Below are 16,152 nucleotides of genomic sequence, written 5' to 3'. Positions count from 1 at the left end.
GTTTACGCCTCCGCGGGTGCGAGGCGCTTGAGCTCCGCCTCGGTGGACTTGAGCAGGTCGTTCCAGGCGGACTCGAACTTCTCGACGCCCTCGTCCTCAAGGAGCTGCACGACCTCGTCGTAGGAGATCCCCAGCTTCTCGACGGCGGCGAGCTCGGCTCGCGACTGCTCGTACGTGCCGGTCACCGTGTCGCCGGTGATCTGCCCGTGGTCGGCGGCCGCCTCCAGGGTGGCCTCCGGCATGGTGTTCACCGTGTTCGGAGCCACCAGATCGTCGACGTACAGGGTGTCCTTGTACGCCTTGTCCTTGACGCCGGTGGACGCCCACAGCGGGCGCTGCTTGTTGGCGTGCGCCTTGTCCAGGGCGTTCCAGCGGTCCGAGGAGAAGACCTCCTCGTACGCCTCGTAGGCGAGCCGGGCGTTGGCGAGCCCCGCCTTGCCGCGGGCGGCCTTGGCCTCGTCGGTGCCGAGCGCGTCGATCCGCTTGTCGATCTCGGTGTCCACCCGGGACACGAAGAAGGACGCCACGGAGTGGATCTTCGAGAGGTCCAGGCCGCGCTCCCTGGCCTTCTCCAGACCGGCCAGGTAGGCGTCCATGACCTCGCGGTAGCGCTTGAGCGAGAAGATCAGCGTGACGTTGACGCTGATGCCGAGACCGATGGTCTCGGTGATCGCCGGCAGACCCGCCTTGGTGGCCGGAATCTTGATGAGCGTGTTCGGCCGGTCCACCAGCCAGGCCAGCTGCCTGGCCTCGGCGACCGTCGCCCTGGTGTTGTGCGCGAGGCGCGGGTCGACCTCGATGGAGACCCGGCCGTCCTGGCCCTCCGTCGCGTCGAAGACCGGGCGCAGGATGTCGGCGGCGTCCCTCACGTCAGCCGTCGTGATCATGCGGATGGCCTCGTCGACGGTGACCTTGCGGGCGGCGAGGTCGGCGAGCTGCTGCTCGTAACCGTCACCGCTGCTGATCGCCTTCTGGAAGATCGACGGGTTGGTCGTGACGCCCACGACGTGCGACTGGTCGATCAGCTCGGCCAGGTTGCCGGACGTGATCCGCTTGCGCGACAGGTCGTCGAGCCAGATCGCGACGCCTTCGTCGGAGAGGCGCTTGAGTGCGTCTGTCATGAGAATTGCATCTCCTACTAGTTCGTATACCGGCGTCAGCGCGCTGCGGCTTCGAGAGATTCCCGGGCGGCGGCGGCCACGTGGTCGGCAGTGAAGCCGAACTCCTGGAAGAGGACCTTGCCGTCGGCCGAAGCGCCGAAGTGCTCCAGCGAAACGATGCGGCCCGCGTCGCCCACGTAGCGGTGCCAGGTCAGACCGATACCGGCCTCGACCGCGACCCGGGCCTTGACCGACGGCGGCAGGACGCTGTCCTTGTACGCCTGGTCCTGCTCCTCGAACCACTCGACGGACGGCATCGAGACCACCCGGGTCGGAATGCCGGCGGCCTGCAGCTGCTCGCGCGCGCCGACGGCGAGCTGGACCTCGGAGCCGGTGCCGATGAGCACGACCTGGGCGTCTGTGGTCTGCCCGGAGGGCCTTTCGGCCTCGAAGAGCACGTAACCGCCCTTGGCGGCACCCTCGTTGGCCTCGTACGTCGGCACGCCCTGGCGGGTCAGCACGAGGCCGTGCGGGGCACCCTTGCCGAACACCTTGGTGTAGCGCTTGAGGATCTCGCGCCAGGCGATGACGGTCTCGTTGGCGTCCGCCGGGCGGACCACGTTGAGGCCGGGGATCGCGCGCAGCGAGGCCAGGTGCTCGACCGGCTGGTGCGTCGGGCCGTCCTCGCCCAGACCGATGGAGTCGTGCGTCCACACGTACGTCACCGGCAGGTGCATCAGCGCGGACAGGCGCACGGCGTTGCGCATGTAGTCGGAGAACACCAGGAAGGTGCCGCCGTAGATGCGGGTGTGGCCGTGCAGCGCGATGCCGTTCATCTCCGCGGCCATGGAGTGCTCGCGGATGCCGAAATGGACCGTGCGGCCGTACGGTTCGGCCTCCGGCAGCGGGTTGCCGGCCGGCAGGAACGACGACGTCTTGTCGATGGTCGTGTTGTTCGAGCCCGCGAGGTCGGCGGAGCCGCCCCACAGCTCCGGGACGACCGCGCCCAGCGCCTCCAGGACCTTGCCCGAGGCGGCCCGGGTGGCGACGCCCTTGCCGGTCTCGAAGACCGGAAGGTGCGATTCCCAACCCTCGGGCAGCTCGCCCGCGTTGATGCGGTCGAACAGGTCGGCGCGCTCCGGGTTGGCGGTGCGCCAGGCGGCGAAGGACTTCTCCCACTCGGCCTTGGCCTCGCGGCCGCGGTCGAGCGCCTCGCGGGTGTGCGCGAGAACCTCGTCGCTCACCTGGAAGGACTTCTCCGGGTCGAAGCCGAGGACGCGCTTGGTGGCGGCCACCTCGTCGGCGCCGAGCGCCGAGCCGTGCGCGGCCTCGGTGTTCTGGGCGTGCGGCGCGGGCCAGGCGATGATCGAGCGCATCGCGATGAACGACGGCTTGTCGGTCACCGCCTTGGCGGCCTCGATCGCGTTGTACAGCGCCTCGGGGTCGAGGTCGCCGTCCGGCTTCGGCGCCACGCGCTGGACGTGCCAGCCGTACGCCTCGTACCGCTTCATGGTGTCTTCGGAGACGGCGGTTTCGGTGTCGCCCTCGATCGAGATGTGGTTGTCGTCCCACAAAAGGACCAGGTTGCCGAGCTTCTGGTGGCCGGCCAGCGAGGACGCCTCGGCGGAGATGCCCTCCTGGAGGCAGCCGTCGCCGGCGACCGCGTACACGAAGTGGTCGAACGGGGAGGTGCCGGCGGCGGCCTCCGGGTCGAACAGACCGCGCTCGTAGCGGGCGGCCATCGCCATGCCCACGGCGTTGGCGACACCCTGGCCCAGCGGGCCGGTCGTCGTCTCGACACCGGTGGTGTGGCCGTACTCCGGGTGCCCGGGGGTCTTGGAACCCCAGGTCCGGAACGACTCCAGGTCCGCCAGCTCCAGGCCGAAACCGGCCAGGTACAGCTGGACGTACAGGGTCAGTGACGAGTGGCCCGCAGAGAGGACGAACCGGTCGCGTCCGACCCAGTCGGCGTCCGCCGGGTCGTGCCGCATCACCTTCTGGAAGAGGGTGTACGCGGCCGGGGACAGGCTCATCGCCGTACCTGGATGGCCGTTGCCGACCTTCTGTACAGCATCCGCGGCCAGTACGCGGCCGGTGTCAACGGCCCGCTGGTCCAGCTCGGTCCACTCGAGGTCTGTGGTGGTCGGCTTGGTGCTCACCCTGAGTCAGGGCTCCTCTCCACATGTCGAATCCCGGTGACTGAGGGCGCACCGGGCGTTGTCGAGCCTACCCCTGCCGGAACGCTCACTTTTTCGACTGTCTGCCCGTTGGGACAGACACCTCCAGGGTGCCGGTGGGCGGCGAAATCCGCCTGCCGGCGAACCGCCCCCAACACGACCCCACCCCCGGGGATGGCGGCGTATGGGCAACGTCTACAGTGGCGTGGTACGCGCAAGTCTTTACCGGGCTTTCACGTCCGGGAACGTCCGGATCACCGGGGACTTGCTGGAATTCTCTGTCAGGGGTGTGCGTGACGGCCGTCGAGTCCCGACCCGCAGGGGTCGTCTTGACTCCCAGCCCGGGGGGCCATCGGCCATTCGGGGCCCGCGTCAAGGCCTTTGTGGCGCTGACCAAGCCACGGATCATCGAACTGCTCCTCATCACCACGATCCCGGTGATGTTCCTGGCCGAGCAGGGCGTCCCTCCGCTGTGGCTGGTGTTCGCCACCACGCTCGGCGGTTACCTCTCCGCGGGTGGCGCCAACGCGCTGAACATGTACATCGACCGCGACATCGACGCGCTGATGGACCGCACCTCGCAGCGTCCGCTGGTGACCGGGATGGTCTCGCCGCGCGAGTGCCTGGTCTTCGGCATCTCGCTCGCCGTCATCTCGACGCTGTGGTTCGGCCTCCTGGTCAACTGGTTCTCGGCGGCCCTGTCGCTCGGCGCGCTCCTCTTCTACGTCGTCGTCTACACGATGATCCTCAAGCGCCGCACCTCGCAGAACATCGTGTGGGGCGGCATCGCGGGCTGCCTGCCGGTGCTGATCGGCTGGTCCTCGGTCACGAACTCCATGTCGTGGGCGCCGGTCATCCTCTTCCTCGTGATGTTCTTCTGGACGCCGGCGCACTACTGGCCGCTGTCCATGAAGGTCAAGGAGGACTACGCGCGGGCCGGCGTGCCGATGCTGCCGGTGGTCGCCTCCAACAAGGTCGTGGCCCGCCAGATCGTCCTCTACAGCTGGGTGATGGTCCTCGTCTCGCTGCTGCCGACCCCGCTCGGCTACACCGGCTGGCTCTACACGGCCGTCGCGCTGCTCTCGGGCGGCTGGTGGCTGTGGGAGGCGCACGCGCTCCAGTCCCGCGCCAAGGCCGAGGCGACGGGGGCCAAGCTGAAGGAAATGCGGCTCTTCCACTGGTCGATCACGTACGTGTCCCTGCTGTTCGTGGCCGTCGCGGTGGACCCGTTCCTGCGCTGACCACATCGTTTTCCGACAAGAGGGGCCAGTGGCGCAAGCCACTGGCCCCTCTTGTCGCACCGGGAGCTACCCGCTAGTAGCATCGCGGCATGGCAGACACCCAGGTTGACGAGAAGCAGGCCGCCAGGGCCGAACGGCGCGCGGCCAAACTGGCCCGGCAGATCGGCTCCTTCGCCAAGGAGCACGGCGGCGCGGAGGGCCAGATCGCGTACATCGGCCAGAAGGGCGCCCGCATCGTGCTCGTCGGCGAGGACGGCGGCTGGGGCGACCTGGTGGCCCCGAGCCACGCCGTCGCGCTGAGCGCCGTCGAGAAGTCCGGGATCACCGTCCACGAGGACTTCGACGGCGAGTTCGCGGGCAAGGTGAAGACCGGCCCGTACGAGTGGACGCGCATGGCCGGCATCCAGCTCGGCGGTCCGAAGAACAGCTGAGACACCGGCTCCGAGCAACACCGATCCGGGGCTCACCCGTTAGGAGTGGTGGAAGCGCGTCCATCGCAGGGAGCCCCGGATGATCGACACCCCGACCCTGGTGGACCAGTACTGCCACGGGGTCCTGCGCACGGAGCTCGGTCTCGGCACCTTCGAGACCGCCCTCGGCCGCACCGGAGCCCTGCCCGCGCCCGGCACCACCTTCTTCGACACCCAGACCGGCTTCGCCGTACGCCGCTGGTGCCCCCCGCTCCTGGGCCTTGAGCCGCACTGCCCGCCGGTCCGCTATCTGGCCCGCCGCCGCGAGCTCGGCGTACTGGAGTCGGGCAGACGGCTCCTGCGGGGCTCCGGGATCTCCACCTATCTGGTGGACACCGGACTGCCCGGAGACCTCACCTCCCCGCACGAGATCGCCGAGACCGGCGCGGCCGACGCCCATGAGATCGTCCGCCTCGAACTCCTCGCCGAGCAGGTCGCCGACACCTCGGGGACCGTCGAGTCCTTCCTCGCCAACCTCGCCGAAGCCGTGCACACCGCGGCGGCCTCCGCCATCGCCTTCGCCTCCGTTGCGGGCGTACCCGAAGGACTCGACCCGGAGCCGCCGGGCCCGGGAGAGGTGCGCGGGGCGGCCGGGCGGTGGCTGGCGGGGCGGCGCGCACACGGGCGCCTGGAGGATCCCGTACTGCTGCGGCACCTGCTGTGGAGCGCCGTCGCGGCCGGGCGGCCGCTCCAGCTCCGGGTGGGGATGGCCGACCCGATGCCGCTCGGCGGATTCGCGACCGCGACGGCCGGGCTCGGCACCGATCTGGTGCTCCTGCACGGCTACCCGTACCACCGCCAGGCCGCCCATCTGGCCAGCGTCCACCCGCATGTGTACGCGGATGTCGGGCCCGCCCTGGTGCGCACGGGGGCGGGGGCCGCGGCCGTGCTCGCGGAGATCATGGAGCTGGCCCCGTTCGGGAAGCTGCTCTACTCCAGTGGCGCGCGCGGGCTGCCCGAGCTGCATGTGGTGGGCGCGCGGCTGTTCTCGGAGGCGCTCGGCCGGGTGCTGGGCGGCTGGGTGGGGGACGGCGCCTGGTCGCGCACGGACGCGCAGCGGGTCGCCGGGATGATCGCGGCGGGCAATGCCCGCCGCGTCTACGGGCTGTCGGGCTAGGAGCCGTCAGGCGCTGGTCAGCGCGGCGTCCGGCTGAGCCGGCAGCTCGGCCGAGGCCTCCGGGCGTTCGCGCAGCGCGAGCAGGACGCGCAGCACCGCGATCCACACCAGGCAGGAGCCGAACATGTGCAGGCCGACCAGGATCTCGGGCGTCTTCGTGAAGTACTGGACGTAGCCGATCACGCCCTGGCTCAGCAGCACCACGAACAGATCACGGGCCCGGTCGCGGGGCCCGGCCGGTGCGTCGACGGCCTTCAGGACGAACCAGAGCGCGACGGTCAGCGCCACCACGACCCACGCGAGGTCCGCGTGCAGCTGCGTGATCATCGTCCAGTCGAGCGGGATGCGGTACACCTCGCTGGTGTCGCCCGCGTGCCGGCCGGCTCCGGTGACGATGGTGCCGACCGCGATCAGCGCGGCCGCCGCGCCCACCAGAAGCCAGGTGAGCTGCACAACTGCCTTGCCCACCAAGGGCCTTGGTGCGCCGTCGCCCTCGCGGGTGCGCTGCCAGGTCACCACGGCCACCGCGATCAGCGCGCTGGACAGCAGGAAGTGGGCGGCCACCGTGTACGGGTTGAGGCCGACCAGGACCACGATGCCGCCGAGCACCGCATTGCCCATGACCACCCAGAACTGCACCCAGCCGAGCCGGGTGACGCCGCGTCGCCAGGGCTTGGCGGAGCGCGCCGCGATGATCGCCCAGCCGACCGCCGCGCACAGCACGTACGTCAGCATGCGGTTGCCGAACTCGATCGCCCCGTGGAAGCCCATCTGGCTGGTCGCCGTCAGGCTCTCGTCGGTGCACTTGGGCCAGGTCGGGCAGCCGAGCCCGGAGCCGGTGAGCCGTACGGCACCGCCGGTCACGACGATGACGACACCCATGACGACGGCGCTGAGGGCCGCGCGTTCCACGATCCGCTGGGTCGGGGTCCAGCGCTCAGCGATGTAGGCGAGCGGATTGCGCGCCGCTTCGGCCAGGTCGGCCCGGGTCCATTTCGGCATGCGCCCTATCGTAGGCGCCCGTTTGTGCATGATTTCACGAGGGGTGCCCGCCCGGCCGGGACGGGAGGAAAGTCACTCCCGTACGCTCCCGGACTCACTCCCAGCGGAAGAACTTCGCGGCCGCGCCGAGGCCGAGCACCGCCCACACGGCGAGGATCCCGGCGTCGCCCCACGGCATCGAGGCACCGTGCTGGAGCACCTCGCGCAGGCCGTCGGACAGGGCCGAGACGGGCAGCAGCCCGAGCACGTCCTGCACGCCGCCGGGGAACTTGTCCATCGGCACGATCACCCCGCCGCCCACGAGCAGCAGCAGGAAGACGAGGTTGGCGGCGGCCAGCGTCGCCTCCGCCTTCAGGGTGCCGGCCATGAGCAGCCCGAGTCCGGAGAACGCGGCGGTGCCGAGCACGAGCAGCAGGAGCACGGCGAGGGGGTTGCCGTGCGGGGACCAGCCGAGCGCGTACGCGATCACGGCCAGCAGGACGACCTGGAGCACCTCGGTGACAAGGACGGCCAGCGTCTTCGAGGTCATCAGCGCCCAGCGCGGCAGCGGCGAGGCGCCGAGCCGTTTGAGCACCCCGTACCGCCGCTCGAAGCCGGTGGCGATGGCCTGGCCGGTGAACGCGGTGGACATCACGGCGAGCGCGAGGATGCCCGGCGCGAGGAAGTCGACGGACTTGCCACCGCCCGTGTCGATGATGTCGACGGTCGAGAAGAGGACGAGCAGCAGACTCGGAATGATCACCGTGAGCAGCAGCTGCTCGCCGTTGCGCAGCAGCATCCGCGTCTCCAGCGCGGTCTGCGCCCCGATCATCCGCCCGAGCGGAGCCGCTCCAGGCCTGGGTGCGTACGTGCCGGCGCTCATGAGCGCAGCTCCTTGCCGGTGAGTTCGAGGCTGTGTCTTCCCGGGGGGCAACCCCCGGACCCCCGGCCGGGTGCGGCGCTGATGTGGTCCCGTGTCATGAGCGCAGCTCCTTGCCGGTGAGTTCGAGGCTGTGTCTTCCCGGGGGGCAACCCCCGGACCCCCGGCCGGGTGCGGCGCTGATGTGGTCCCGTGTCATGAGCGCAGCTCCTTGCCGGTGAGTTCGAGGCTGTGTCTTCCCGGGGGACAACCCCCGGACCCCCGGCCGGGTGCGGCGCTGGTGTGGTCCCGCGTCATGAGCGCAGCTCCTTGCCGGTGAGTTCGAGAAATACGTCCTCAAGGGTGTGGCGCTCGACCGAGATGCCGTCCGGCATCACGCCGTGCTGGGCGCACCAGGAGGTGACGGTGGCGAGCAGCTGGGGGTCGATGGTGCCGGTGATGCGGTACGCGCCCGGGGTCAGCTCGGCCGCGGCGGTGCCGTCGGGCAGGGCCTTGAGGAGCGAGCCGAGGTCGAGGCCGGGGCGGCCGGTGAAGCGGAGGGTGTTCTCGGCGCCGCCCCTGCAGAGCTGCTCGGGGGAGCCCTGGGCGACGACCCGGCCCGCGTCGACGATCGCGACGTCGTCGGCGAGCTCTTCGGCCTCGTCCATGAAGTGCGTGGTCAGCACGGTGGACACGCCGTCGGTGCGCAGCTCGCGCACGAGGTCCCAGGTGGCGCGGCGGGCCTGCGGGTCGAGGCCGGCGGTCGGCTCGTCCAGGAAGACCAGTTCGGGGCGGCCGACGACGGCCATCGCCAGCGCGAGCCGCTGCTGCTGGCCGCCGGAGAGCCTGCGGTAGGTGGTGCGCCCGCAACTGCCGAGGCCGAGGCGCTCGATGAGCGCGTCCACGTCCAGCGGATCCGCGTGCAGCTTCGCCATGTGGCGGAGCATCTCGTCGGCGCGGGCGCCGGAGTAGACGCCGCCGGACTGGAGCATCACCCCGATCCGCGGCTTCAGCTGCCGGGCGTCGGCGACCGGGTCGAGTCCGAGGACGCGGACGGTGCCCGCGTCCGGCCTGCGGTAGCCCTCGCAGGTCTCGATGGTGGTGGTCTTGCCGGCGCCGTTGGGGCCGAGGACGGCGGTCACGGTGCCCCCGCCGACCGTGAGGTCGAGGCCGTCCACAGCGGTCTTGGGTCCGTACCGCTTGACCAGGCCGGTGACCTGGACGACGGGCTCGCTCTTCATGACGGGCAAGTCTAGGCAGGGGGAGAAGGTCCCGGTGGCGCGGGGGCCCGGGTCCCTCGACCGGGGACGTTTTCGGACAGTTGCGATCGTTCGCGGACCCTGACGTCCAAGGGTGACAACCCTCGCGGAGAATGTCGAAGAGACCACTGGTTCACCAGTGGCGCGGGCCGGAGCCGAGCGGTCAGGCCCACTCCTCGCGGGAGCGGTGCGTGGCCAGCCACGCCTGTGCGTAGGCGACGGCGTCCCGCACCGGGAACAGCCGGGACGCGGCCGCGCCCACGGTGCCGCGTACCACCGTGCGGTCCCGCTCGAAGTCCGCCCCCAGTTCGTCGAAGCGCTCACTCGTGATCGAGGTCTCCCGGACCGTCATCCGGCGCCGTCCGCCCTCCGGCGTGGCCACCGCGTACGACTCCTCCACCACCGGCCCCGGAATCCGGTACTCCGCGAGGTGGAAGGACGTACAGGAGTCGTAGCCCGCCCCGAGCAGCAGTACCCGGGCAGCCGCCTCCTCCAGGCGGGCCAGCGGGCTGCGCTCGCCGAGGCGGCAGTCCAGGGCATGCCCCGCGGTGACGCGCGCCGCGCCCGGCCCGATCGCCGCGAAGGAGGTCTGCGGGTGCGCGCTGCGCAGGGCTCCGGGCCAGGTGCGTACGGTCTCCGGGACGATTCCGACGCCCCGGGTCGGGGTGATCAGCGGGTCGTACCCCGGGGTCGTGGCCCGGACGGCCTCCCACCACTCCTCGGGCACCGGAGGGTCCACCCAGCCGGCGGGGTCGGAGTTGTCCCCGGTGTGGGTGGGCACCACCAGCGTCCCCGTTTCGCCCAGTGCGTCGAGGAGTGCCTGGACCACCGCGACCGCGCCTCCGCAGACCCAGCCGAGCGAACTCAGGGACGAGTGCACCAGGAGCGTCTCGCCGCGGCGCACGCCCAGGCCGGCCAGGTCGGCGGCGAGGGAGTCGCGGGTGCACAAAGGGCCGGTCACATGGGGTGTGGGCATAGCACGCGAGTCTGCCCCAGGGCCGTTTCCGGGGGCCACCGAATTAGCCGGGAGCTGATCGATCAAAGATCGTTTCCGCAGGTCAGATTAGGTATACCTAAGTGATGCACTGCACCGGTCACGATCCGGACGTGGGTTGTCAGGCCCCGAGGAATTACGCAACAATGGCGTTGTGAAAAACATCGGCGAGGCTCCCCAGGAGGAACTCGCGACCGGTGAGCGGTCCACCCGCAACCGGGTCGCGCGGTCGATCCTGGACCACGGGCCCTCGACCGTCGCGGACCTCGCGAAGCGCCTCGGCCTCACCCAGGCCGCCGTCCGCCGCCACCTCGACGCGCTCGTGGCCGACGAGGTCGTCGCCCCCCGCGAACAGCGCGTGTACGGGGCCCGGACCCGCGGCCGGCCGGCCAAGGTCTTCGCGCTCACCGACTGCGGCCGGGACGCCTTCGAGCAGTCCTACGACAAGCTCGCCGTGGACGCGCTGCACTGGATCGAGCAGTCCGTCGGCGGCGGCGCGGCAGGCGAGGAAGCCGTCGCCGCGTTCGCCCGAGCCCGCATAGAGGCCCAGGCGGGGACGTACCGAAGCGCCATCGAGGCCGCAGGGCCCGAGGCGCGCACCGAAGCCCTGGCCAGGGCCTTGAGCGCCGACGGGTACGCTGCTACGGCACGCAGCGCGCCCCTTCCGCAGAGGGGTGAGCAGCTCTGCCAGCACCACTGCCCGGTGGCCCACGCCGCCGAGCGGTACCCGCAGCTGTGCGAGGCGGAGACGGAGTTCTTCTCCCGCCTCCTGGGAACCCATGTGCAACGTCTGGCCACGATCGCCCACGGCGACGGCGTGTGCACCACGTTCATCCCGCACGGCGCGCCACCACAGACCACACATCAGCAAGCATCAGCAAGCACGGCCGGGAGGAACCCCGCATGACTCTCCCCACGGAGACTGCCCACCCTGAGCTCGAAGGCCTGGGCACGTACGAATACGGCTGGGCCGACTCCGACGCGGCGGGCGCCGCTGCCAAGCGCGGTCTCTCCGAGGCTGTCGTACGCGACATCTCGCAGAAGAAGAACGAGCCCGAGTGGATGCTGAAGCTGCGCCTCAAGGGTCTGCGGCTCTTCGACAAGAAGCCCATGCCGAACTGGGGCTCCGACCTCTCGGGCATCGACTTCGACAACATCAAGTATTTCGTGCGCTCCACGGAGAAGCAGGCGGAGTCCTGGGAGGACCTGCCCGAGGACATCAAGAACACGTACGACAAGCTCGGCATCCCCGAGGCGGAGAAGCAGCGCCTCGTCGCCGGTGTCGCGGCCCAGTACGAGTCCGAGGTCGTCTACCACCAGATCCGTGAGGACCTGGAGGAGCAGGGCGTCATCTTCCTCGACACCGACACCGCGCTGAAGGAGCACCCGGAGCTCTTCCAGGAGTACTTCGGCACCGTCATCCCGGTCGGCGACAACAAGTTCGCCTCGCTGAACACCGCGGTGTGGTCCGGCGGCTCGTTCATCTACGTGCCCAAGGGCGTCAAGGTCGACATCCCGCTCCAGGCCTACTTCCGCATCAACACGGAGAACATGGGCCAGTTCGAGCGGACGCTGATCATCGTCGACGAGGACGCCTACGTCCACTACGTCGAGGGCTGCACCGCCCCGATCTACTCCTCGGACTCGCTGCACAGCGCCGTCGTCGAGATCATCGTCAAGAAGGGCGGCCGCTGCCGCTACACGACGATCCAGAACTGGTCGAACAACGTCTACAACCTGGTCACCAAGCGCGCCGTGGCGTACGAGGGCGCGACCATGGAGTGGATCGACGGCAACATCGGTTCCAAGGTCACCATGAAGTACCCGGCCGTCTACCTGATGGGCGAGCACGCCAAGGGCGAGACGCTCTCCATCGCGTTCGCGGGCGAGGGCCAGCACCAGGACGCCGGCTCCAAGATGGTCCACATGGCGCCGAACACCTCCTCCAACATCGTCTCCAAGTCGGTGGCGCGCGGCGGCGGCCGCACCTCCTACCGCGGCCTGGTCGAGATCGGCGAGGGCGCGCACGGCTCCAAGTCCAACGTGCTGTGCGACGCGCTCCTGGTCGACACGATCTCCCGCTCGGACACCTACCCCTACGTGGACGTCCGCGAGGACGACGTGTCCATGGGCCACGAGGCCACCGTCTCCAAGGTCTCCGACGACCAGCTCTTCTACCTGATGAGCCGCGGTCTGACCGAGTTCGAGGCCATGGCCATGATCGTGCGCGGCTTCGTCGAGCCGATCGCCAAGGAGCTGCCCATGGAGTACGCCCTGGAGCTCAACCGGCTGATCGAGCTGCAGATGGAGGGCTCGGTCGGATAACGACCGTACCCCGTCCGGCAGTTGAGCAGATTCTGATCTAGGAAGAGAGCACTACGACAGCCATGGCTGAGGCTCAGAACTCCCCCCAGTCCTCGAACGCCCTCGGACAGGGGGCGCCCCCACCGCTGGGCTCCACCACCGCCGGCTCCATCGCGGTGGCCGCCGAGTCGACCGTCGCCACCCGCATGAGCGCGCCCCCGTCCTTCGACGTGGCCGACTTCCCGGTCCCGCACGGCCGCGAGGAGGAGTGGCGCTTCACGCCGCTCGAGCGGCTGCGCGGGCTGCACGACGGCACCGCCGTCGCGACCGGCAACGGTGTGCAGGTCGCCGTCGACGCGCCCGAGGGCGTCGTCGTGGAGACCGTCGGGCGCGACGACGCCCGGCTCGGCAGGGCCGGCACGCCGGTGGACCGGGTCGCAGCCCAGGCGTACTCGTCCTTCGAGAAGGCCTCCGTGGTGACCGTCCCCAAGGACACGGTGCTCACCGAGCCGATCCGCATCGCCGTGCACGGCGAGGGCGGCGTCGCCTACGGCCACCAGGTCGTGGAGCTCGGCGCGTTCGCCGAAGCCGTCGTGGTCATCGACCACACCGGTGACGCGGTGCTCGCCGCCAACGTCGACTACATCGTGGGCGACGGCGCCAAGCTGACCGTCGTCTCCGTCCAGGACTGGGACGACAAGGCCGTCCACGTCGGTCAGCACAACGCGCTGATCGGCCGGGACGCCGGTTTCAAGTCGTTCGTGGTCACCTTCGGCGGCGATCTCGTACGGCTGCACCCGCGGGTCGCCTACGCGGGCACCGGCGGCGAGGCCGAGCTGTTCGGCCTGTACTTCACCGACCAGGGCCAGCACCAGGAGCACCGGCTCTTCGTCGACCACAACACCCCGCACTGCAAGTCCAACGCCGTGTACAAGGGAGCCCTCCAGGGCGCCGACGCGCACGCCGTGTGGATCGGTGACGTGCTCATCCAGGCCGCGGCCGAAGGCACGGACACCTACGAGATGAACCGCAACCTGGTTCTGACCGACGGTGCCCGCGTCGACTCGGTGCCGAACCTGGAGATCGAGACCGGCGAGATCGCCGGCGCCGGTCACGCCTCGGCCACCGGACGCTTCGACGACGAGCAGCTCTTCTACCTGATGTCGCGCGGCATCCCGGCGAACGAGGCCCGTCGCCTGGTCGTCCGCGGCTTCTTCGCGGAGCTGGTCCAGCAGATCGGTCTGCCGGACGTCGAAGAGCGGCTGCTCGCCAAGATCGAGACGGAGCTGGAGGCTTCCGTCTGATGGCCTTCGTCAAAGCCTGTGCGCTGAGCGAGCTGGAGAGCGACACCCCCAAGCGGGTGGAGATCGACGGCACGCCGGTGTCCCTCGTCCGCACCGAGGGAGAGGTGTTCGCGATCAACGACATCTGCTCGCACGCGAACGTCTCCCTCTCGGAGGGTGAGGTCGAGGACTGCGCCATCGAGTGCTGGCTGCACGGTTCCAGCTTCGACCTCCGCACCGGCAAGCCGTCCGGCCTTCCCGCGACGCGCCCCGTCCCCGTATACCCCGTCAAGATCGAAGGGGACGATGTGCTCGTCTCCGTCACCCAGGAGTCCTGAGTTCCCCATGGCAACGCTTGAAATCCGCGACCTGCACGTCTCCGTCGAGGCCGAGAACGGCCCCCGTGAGATCCTCAAGGGCGTCGACCTGATCGTGAAGCAGGGCGAGACCCACGCCATCATGGGCCCCAACGGCTCCGGCAAGTCCACCCTCGCCTACTCGCTGGCCGGTCACCCCAAGTACACGATCACCAGCGGCACCGTCACCCTCGACGGCGAGGACGTGCTGGAGATGACCGTCGACGAGCGCGCCCGCGCCGGCGTGTTCCTCGCCATGCAGTACCCGGTCGAGGTCCCCGGCGTCTCGGTCTCCAACTTCCTGCGCACGTCGGCGACGGCGATCCGCGGCGAGGCCCCCAAGCTGCGCACCTGGGTGAAGGAGGTCAAGTCCGCGATGGAGCAGCTCCAGATGGACCCGGCCTTCGCCGAGCGCAATGTGAACGAGGGCTTCTCCGGCGGCGAGAAGAAGCGCCACGAGATCCTCCAGCTGGAGCTCCTCAAGCCGAAGATCGCGATTCTGGACGAGACCGACTCCGGCCTCGACGTGGACGCGCTGCGCCAGGTCTCCGAGGGCATCAACCGCGTCCGTGAGAACGGCGAGGTCGGCACCCTCCTGGTGACCCACTACACGCGCATCCTGCGCTACATCAAGCCCGACTACGTCCACGTCTTCGCGGCCGGGCGCATCGTCGAGTCCGGCGGCGCCGAGCTCGCCGACAAGCTTGAGGCCGAGGGCTACGAGTCGTACACGAAGGGCGGCGCTTCCGAGTGACGACACTGCCGGGCCTCCTCGACACCGAGGCGATCCGCAAGGACTTCCCCTTGCTGGACCGTGTGGTCCACGACGGGAAGAAGATCGTCTACCTCGACAGCGCGGCGACTTCGCAGAAGCCGCGCCAGGTGCTCGACGCGCTCAACGAGTACTACGAGCAGCACAACGCCAACGTCCACCGTGGCGTGTACCTGGTCGCCGAGGAGGCCACGGCGCTGTACGAGGGCGCCCGGGACAAGGTCGCCACGTTCATCAACGCGCCGAGCCGCGACGAGGTCATCTTCACCAAGAACGCCTCGGAGTCGCTCAACCTCGTTGCCAACATGCTGGGTTGGGCCGATGAGCCCTACCGCGTGGACAGCGACACCGAGATCGTCATCACGGAGATGGAGCACCACTCCAACATCGTGCCCTGGCAGCTGCTCTCGCAGCGCACGGGCGCGAAGCTGAAGTGGTTCGGCCTGACCGACGACGGCCGGCTCGACCTGTCGAACATCAACGAGATCATCACCGAGAAGACGAAGATCGTCTCCTTCACGCTGGTCTCCAACCTGCTCGGCACCCAGAACCCGGTCGAGGCGATCGTCCGCCGCGCGCAGCAGGTCGGCGCGCTGGTCTGCATCGACGCCTCGCAGGCCGCCCCGCACATGCCGCTGGACGTACAGGCCCTGCAGGCCGACTTCGTGGCCTTCACCGGTCACAAGATGTGCGCCCCGACCGGCATCGGAGTGCTGTGGGGCCGCCAGGAGCTCCTGGAGGACCTGCCGCCGTTCCTGGGCGGCGGCGAGATGATCGAGACGGTCTCGATGCACTCCTCCACCTACGCTCCGGCGCCGCACAAGTTCGAGGCCGGCACGCCCCCGATCGCGCAGGCCGTGGGCCTGGGCGCGGCGGTGGACTACCTCTCGGCGATCGGCATGGACAAGATCGCCGCGCATGAGCACGCGCTCACCGAGTACGCGGTCAGGCGCCTCCTGGAGGTGCCGGACCTGCGGATCATCGGCCCCACCACGGCCGAGGACCGCGGCGCCGCGATCTCCTTCACGCTCGGCGACATCCACCCGCACGACGTGGGCCAGGTCCTGGACGAGCAGGGCATCGCGGTCCGGGTCGGCCACCACTGCGCGCGCCCGGTCTGCCTCCGCTACGGAATTCCGGCGACCACGCGAGCGTCTTTCTATCTGTACTCCACGCCCGCCGAGGTCGACGCCCTGGTGGACGGTCTGGAGCACGTACGAAACTTCTTCGGCTAGGGGA

Annotated in this window: 15 protein-coding genes; 9 read left to right on the top strand and 6 right to left on the bottom strand. The window is 69.8% G+C overall.

Annotation, left to right across the window (positions count from 1 at the left end):
- Positions 1–2: 2 nt before the first annotated feature.
- Positions 3–1,121 carry a transaldolase gene (gene tal / locus ACIQ8J_RS00670; RefSeq protein WP_403263440.1) on the bottom strand — a complete coding sequence of 373 codons (1,119 nt, stop codon included), beginning with the start codon at positions 1,119–1,121 and terminating at the stop codon, positions 3–5.
- 35 nt (positions 1,122–1,156) lie between these two features.
- Complete coding sequence (gene tkt / locus ACIQ8J_RS00665) at positions 1,157–3,259, bottom strand: transketolase (protein WP_403263439.1); 2,103 nt, start codon at positions 3,257–3,259, stop codon at positions 1,157–1,159.
- A 305-nt stretch (positions 3,260–3,564) separates the two neighbouring features.
- Between tkt and ACIQ8J_RS00660 the strand changes: the two genes are divergently transcribed.
- From ACIQ8J_RS00660 to ACIQ8J_RS00650, 3 genes are all read left to right on the top strand, one after another.
- Positions 3,565–4,518: a heme o synthase gene (locus ACIQ8J_RS00660; protein WP_403263438.1), complete on the top strand. Its 954-nt coding sequence runs from the start codon at positions 3,565–3,567 to the stop codon at positions 4,516–4,518.
- Positions 4,519–4,607: 89 nt separating this feature from the next.
- Positions 4,608–4,949 carry a hypothetical protein gene (locus tag ACIQ8J_RS00655; RefSeq protein ID WP_403263437.1) on the top strand — a complete coding sequence of 114 codons (342 nt, stop codon included), beginning with the start codon at positions 4,608–4,610 and terminating at the stop codon, positions 4,947–4,949.
- Positions 4,950–5,028: 79 nt separating this feature from the next.
- Positions 5,029–6,105 carry an amidohydrolase gene (locus tag ACIQ8J_RS00650; protein WP_403263436.1) on the top strand — a complete coding sequence of 359 codons (1,077 nt, stop codon included), beginning with the start codon at positions 5,029–5,031 and terminating at the stop codon, positions 6,103–6,105.
- A gap of 6 nt (positions 6,106–6,111) precedes the next feature.
- Here the strand turns inward: ACIQ8J_RS00650 and ACIQ8J_RS00645 are convergent, their stop codons facing one another.
- From ACIQ8J_RS00645 to ACIQ8J_RS00630, 4 genes are all read right to left on the bottom strand, one after another.
- Complete coding sequence (locus ACIQ8J_RS00645; RefSeq protein ID WP_403263435.1) at positions 6,112–7,107, bottom strand: heme A synthase; 996 nt, start codon at positions 7,105–7,107, stop codon at positions 6,112–6,114.
- Positions 7,108–7,201: 94 nt separating this feature from the next.
- Entirely contained in the window at positions 7,202–7,969 is a 768-nt protein-coding gene (locus ACIQ8J_RS00640) for an ABC transporter permease (RefSeq protein ID WP_403263434.1), read from the bottom strand.
- A gap of 290 nt (positions 7,970–8,259) precedes the next feature.
- Positions 8,260–9,186, bottom strand: a complete 927-nt coding sequence (locus tag ACIQ8J_RS00635; protein WP_403263433.1) for an ABC transporter ATP-binding protein — start codon at positions 9,184–9,186, stop codon at positions 8,260–8,262.
- 181 nt (positions 9,187–9,367) lie between these two features.
- Positions 9,368–10,180, bottom strand: a complete 813-nt coding sequence (locus ACIQ8J_RS00630) for an aminoglycoside N(3)-acetyltransferase (RefSeq protein WP_403263432.1) — start codon at positions 10,178–10,180, stop codon at positions 9,368–9,370.
- 172 nt (positions 10,181–10,352) lie between these two features.
- On the opposite strand from ACIQ8J_RS00630, the gene ACIQ8J_RS00625 reads away from it, so the two are divergent.
- From ACIQ8J_RS00625 to ACIQ8J_RS00600, 6 genes are all read left to right on the top strand, one after another.
- On the top strand, positions 10,353–11,105 hold the full coding sequence (locus ACIQ8J_RS00625) for a helix-turn-helix transcriptional regulator (protein ID WP_403263431.1): 753 nt from the start codon (positions 10,353–10,355) through the stop codon (positions 11,103–11,105).
- On the top strand, positions 11,102–12,523 hold the full coding sequence (gene sufB / locus ACIQ8J_RS00620) for a Fe-S cluster assembly protein SufB (RefSeq protein ID WP_403263430.1): 1,422 nt from the start codon (positions 11,102–11,104) through the stop codon (positions 12,521–12,523). Before ACIQ8J_RS00625 ends, sufB begins: the two co-directional genes overlap by 4 nt.
- Positions 12,524–12,585: 62 nt before the next feature.
- Positions 12,586–13,806, top strand: a complete 1,221-nt coding sequence (sufD, locus tag ACIQ8J_RS00615; RefSeq protein WP_403263429.1) for a Fe-S cluster assembly protein SufD — start codon at positions 12,586–12,588, stop codon at positions 13,804–13,806.
- A complete protein-coding gene (locus ACIQ8J_RS00610) occupies positions 13,806–14,123 on the top strand; it encodes a bifunctional 3-phenylpropionate/cinnamic acid dioxygenase ferredoxin subunit (RefSeq protein WP_399049535.1) in 318 nt (105 codons plus the stop codon). Before sufD ends, ACIQ8J_RS00610 begins: the two co-directional genes overlap by 1 nt.
- A gap of 7 nt (positions 14,124–14,130) precedes the next feature.
- Positions 14,131–14,895 (top strand): Fe-S cluster assembly ATPase SufC, encoded by a 765-nt coding sequence (sufC, locus tag ACIQ8J_RS00605; RefSeq protein ID WP_403263428.1) that lies wholly within the window; start codon positions 14,131–14,133, stop codon positions 14,893–14,895.
- Positions 14,892–16,148 (top strand): cysteine desulfurase, encoded by a 1,257-nt coding sequence (locus tag ACIQ8J_RS00600; protein ID WP_403263427.1) that lies wholly within the window; start codon positions 14,892–14,894, stop codon positions 16,146–16,148. The genes sufC and ACIQ8J_RS00600 overlap by 4 nt, the downstream gene beginning before the upstream one ends.
- Positions 16,149–16,152 lie beyond the last annotated feature (4 nt).

Source organism: Streptomyces sp. NPDC094147 (assembly GCF_044764265.1).
Lineage (GTDB): Bacteria > Actinomycetota > Actinomycetes > Streptomycetales > Streptomycetaceae > Streptomyces.
This window is presented reverse-complemented; position numbering and strand designations above follow the sequence as displayed.

Bases quoted from the DNA above. Each gene is read 5' to 3' on its own strand.
- tal (WP_403263440.1), bottom strand. From the start codon at position 1,121: ATGACAGACGCACTCAAGCGCCTCTCCGACGAAGGCGTCGCGATCTGG.
- ACIQ8J_RS00655 (WP_403263437.1), top strand. From the start codon at position 4,608: ATGGCAGACACCCAGGTTGACGAGAAGCAGGCCGCCAGGGCCGAACGG.
- ACIQ8J_RS00650 (WP_403263436.1), top strand. From the start codon at position 5,029: ATGATCGACACCCCGACCCTGGTGGACCAGTACTGCCACGGGGTCCTG.
- ACIQ8J_RS00645 (WP_403263435.1), bottom strand. From the start codon at position 7,107: ATGCCGAAATGGACCCGGGCCGACCTGGCCGAAGCGGCGCGCAATCCG.
- ACIQ8J_RS00640 (WP_403263434.1), bottom strand. From the start codon at position 7,969: ATGAGCGCCGGCACGTACGCACCCAGGCCTGGAGCGGCTCCGCTCGGG.
- ACIQ8J_RS00635 (WP_403263433.1), bottom strand. From the start codon at position 9,186: ATGAAGAGCGAGCCCGTCGTCCAGGTCACCGGCCTGGTCAAGCGGTAC.
- ACIQ8J_RS00630 (WP_403263432.1), bottom strand. From the start codon at position 10,180: ATGCCCACACCCCATGTGACCGGCCCTTTGTGCACCCGCGACTCCCTC.
- sufB (WP_403263430.1), top strand. From the start codon at position 11,102: ATGACTCTCCCCACGGAGACTGCCCACCCTGAGCTCGAAGGCCTGGGC.
- sufD (WP_403263429.1), top strand. From the start codon at position 12,586: ATGGCTGAGGCTCAGAACTCCCCCCAGTCCTCGAACGCCCTCGGACAG.
- ACIQ8J_RS00610 (WP_399049535.1), top strand. From the start codon at position 13,806: ATGGCCTTCGTCAAAGCCTGTGCGCTGAGCGAGCTGGAGAGCGACACC.
- sufC (WP_403263428.1), top strand. From the start codon at position 14,131: ATGGCAACGCTTGAAATCCGCGACCTGCACGTCTCCGTCGAGGCCGAG.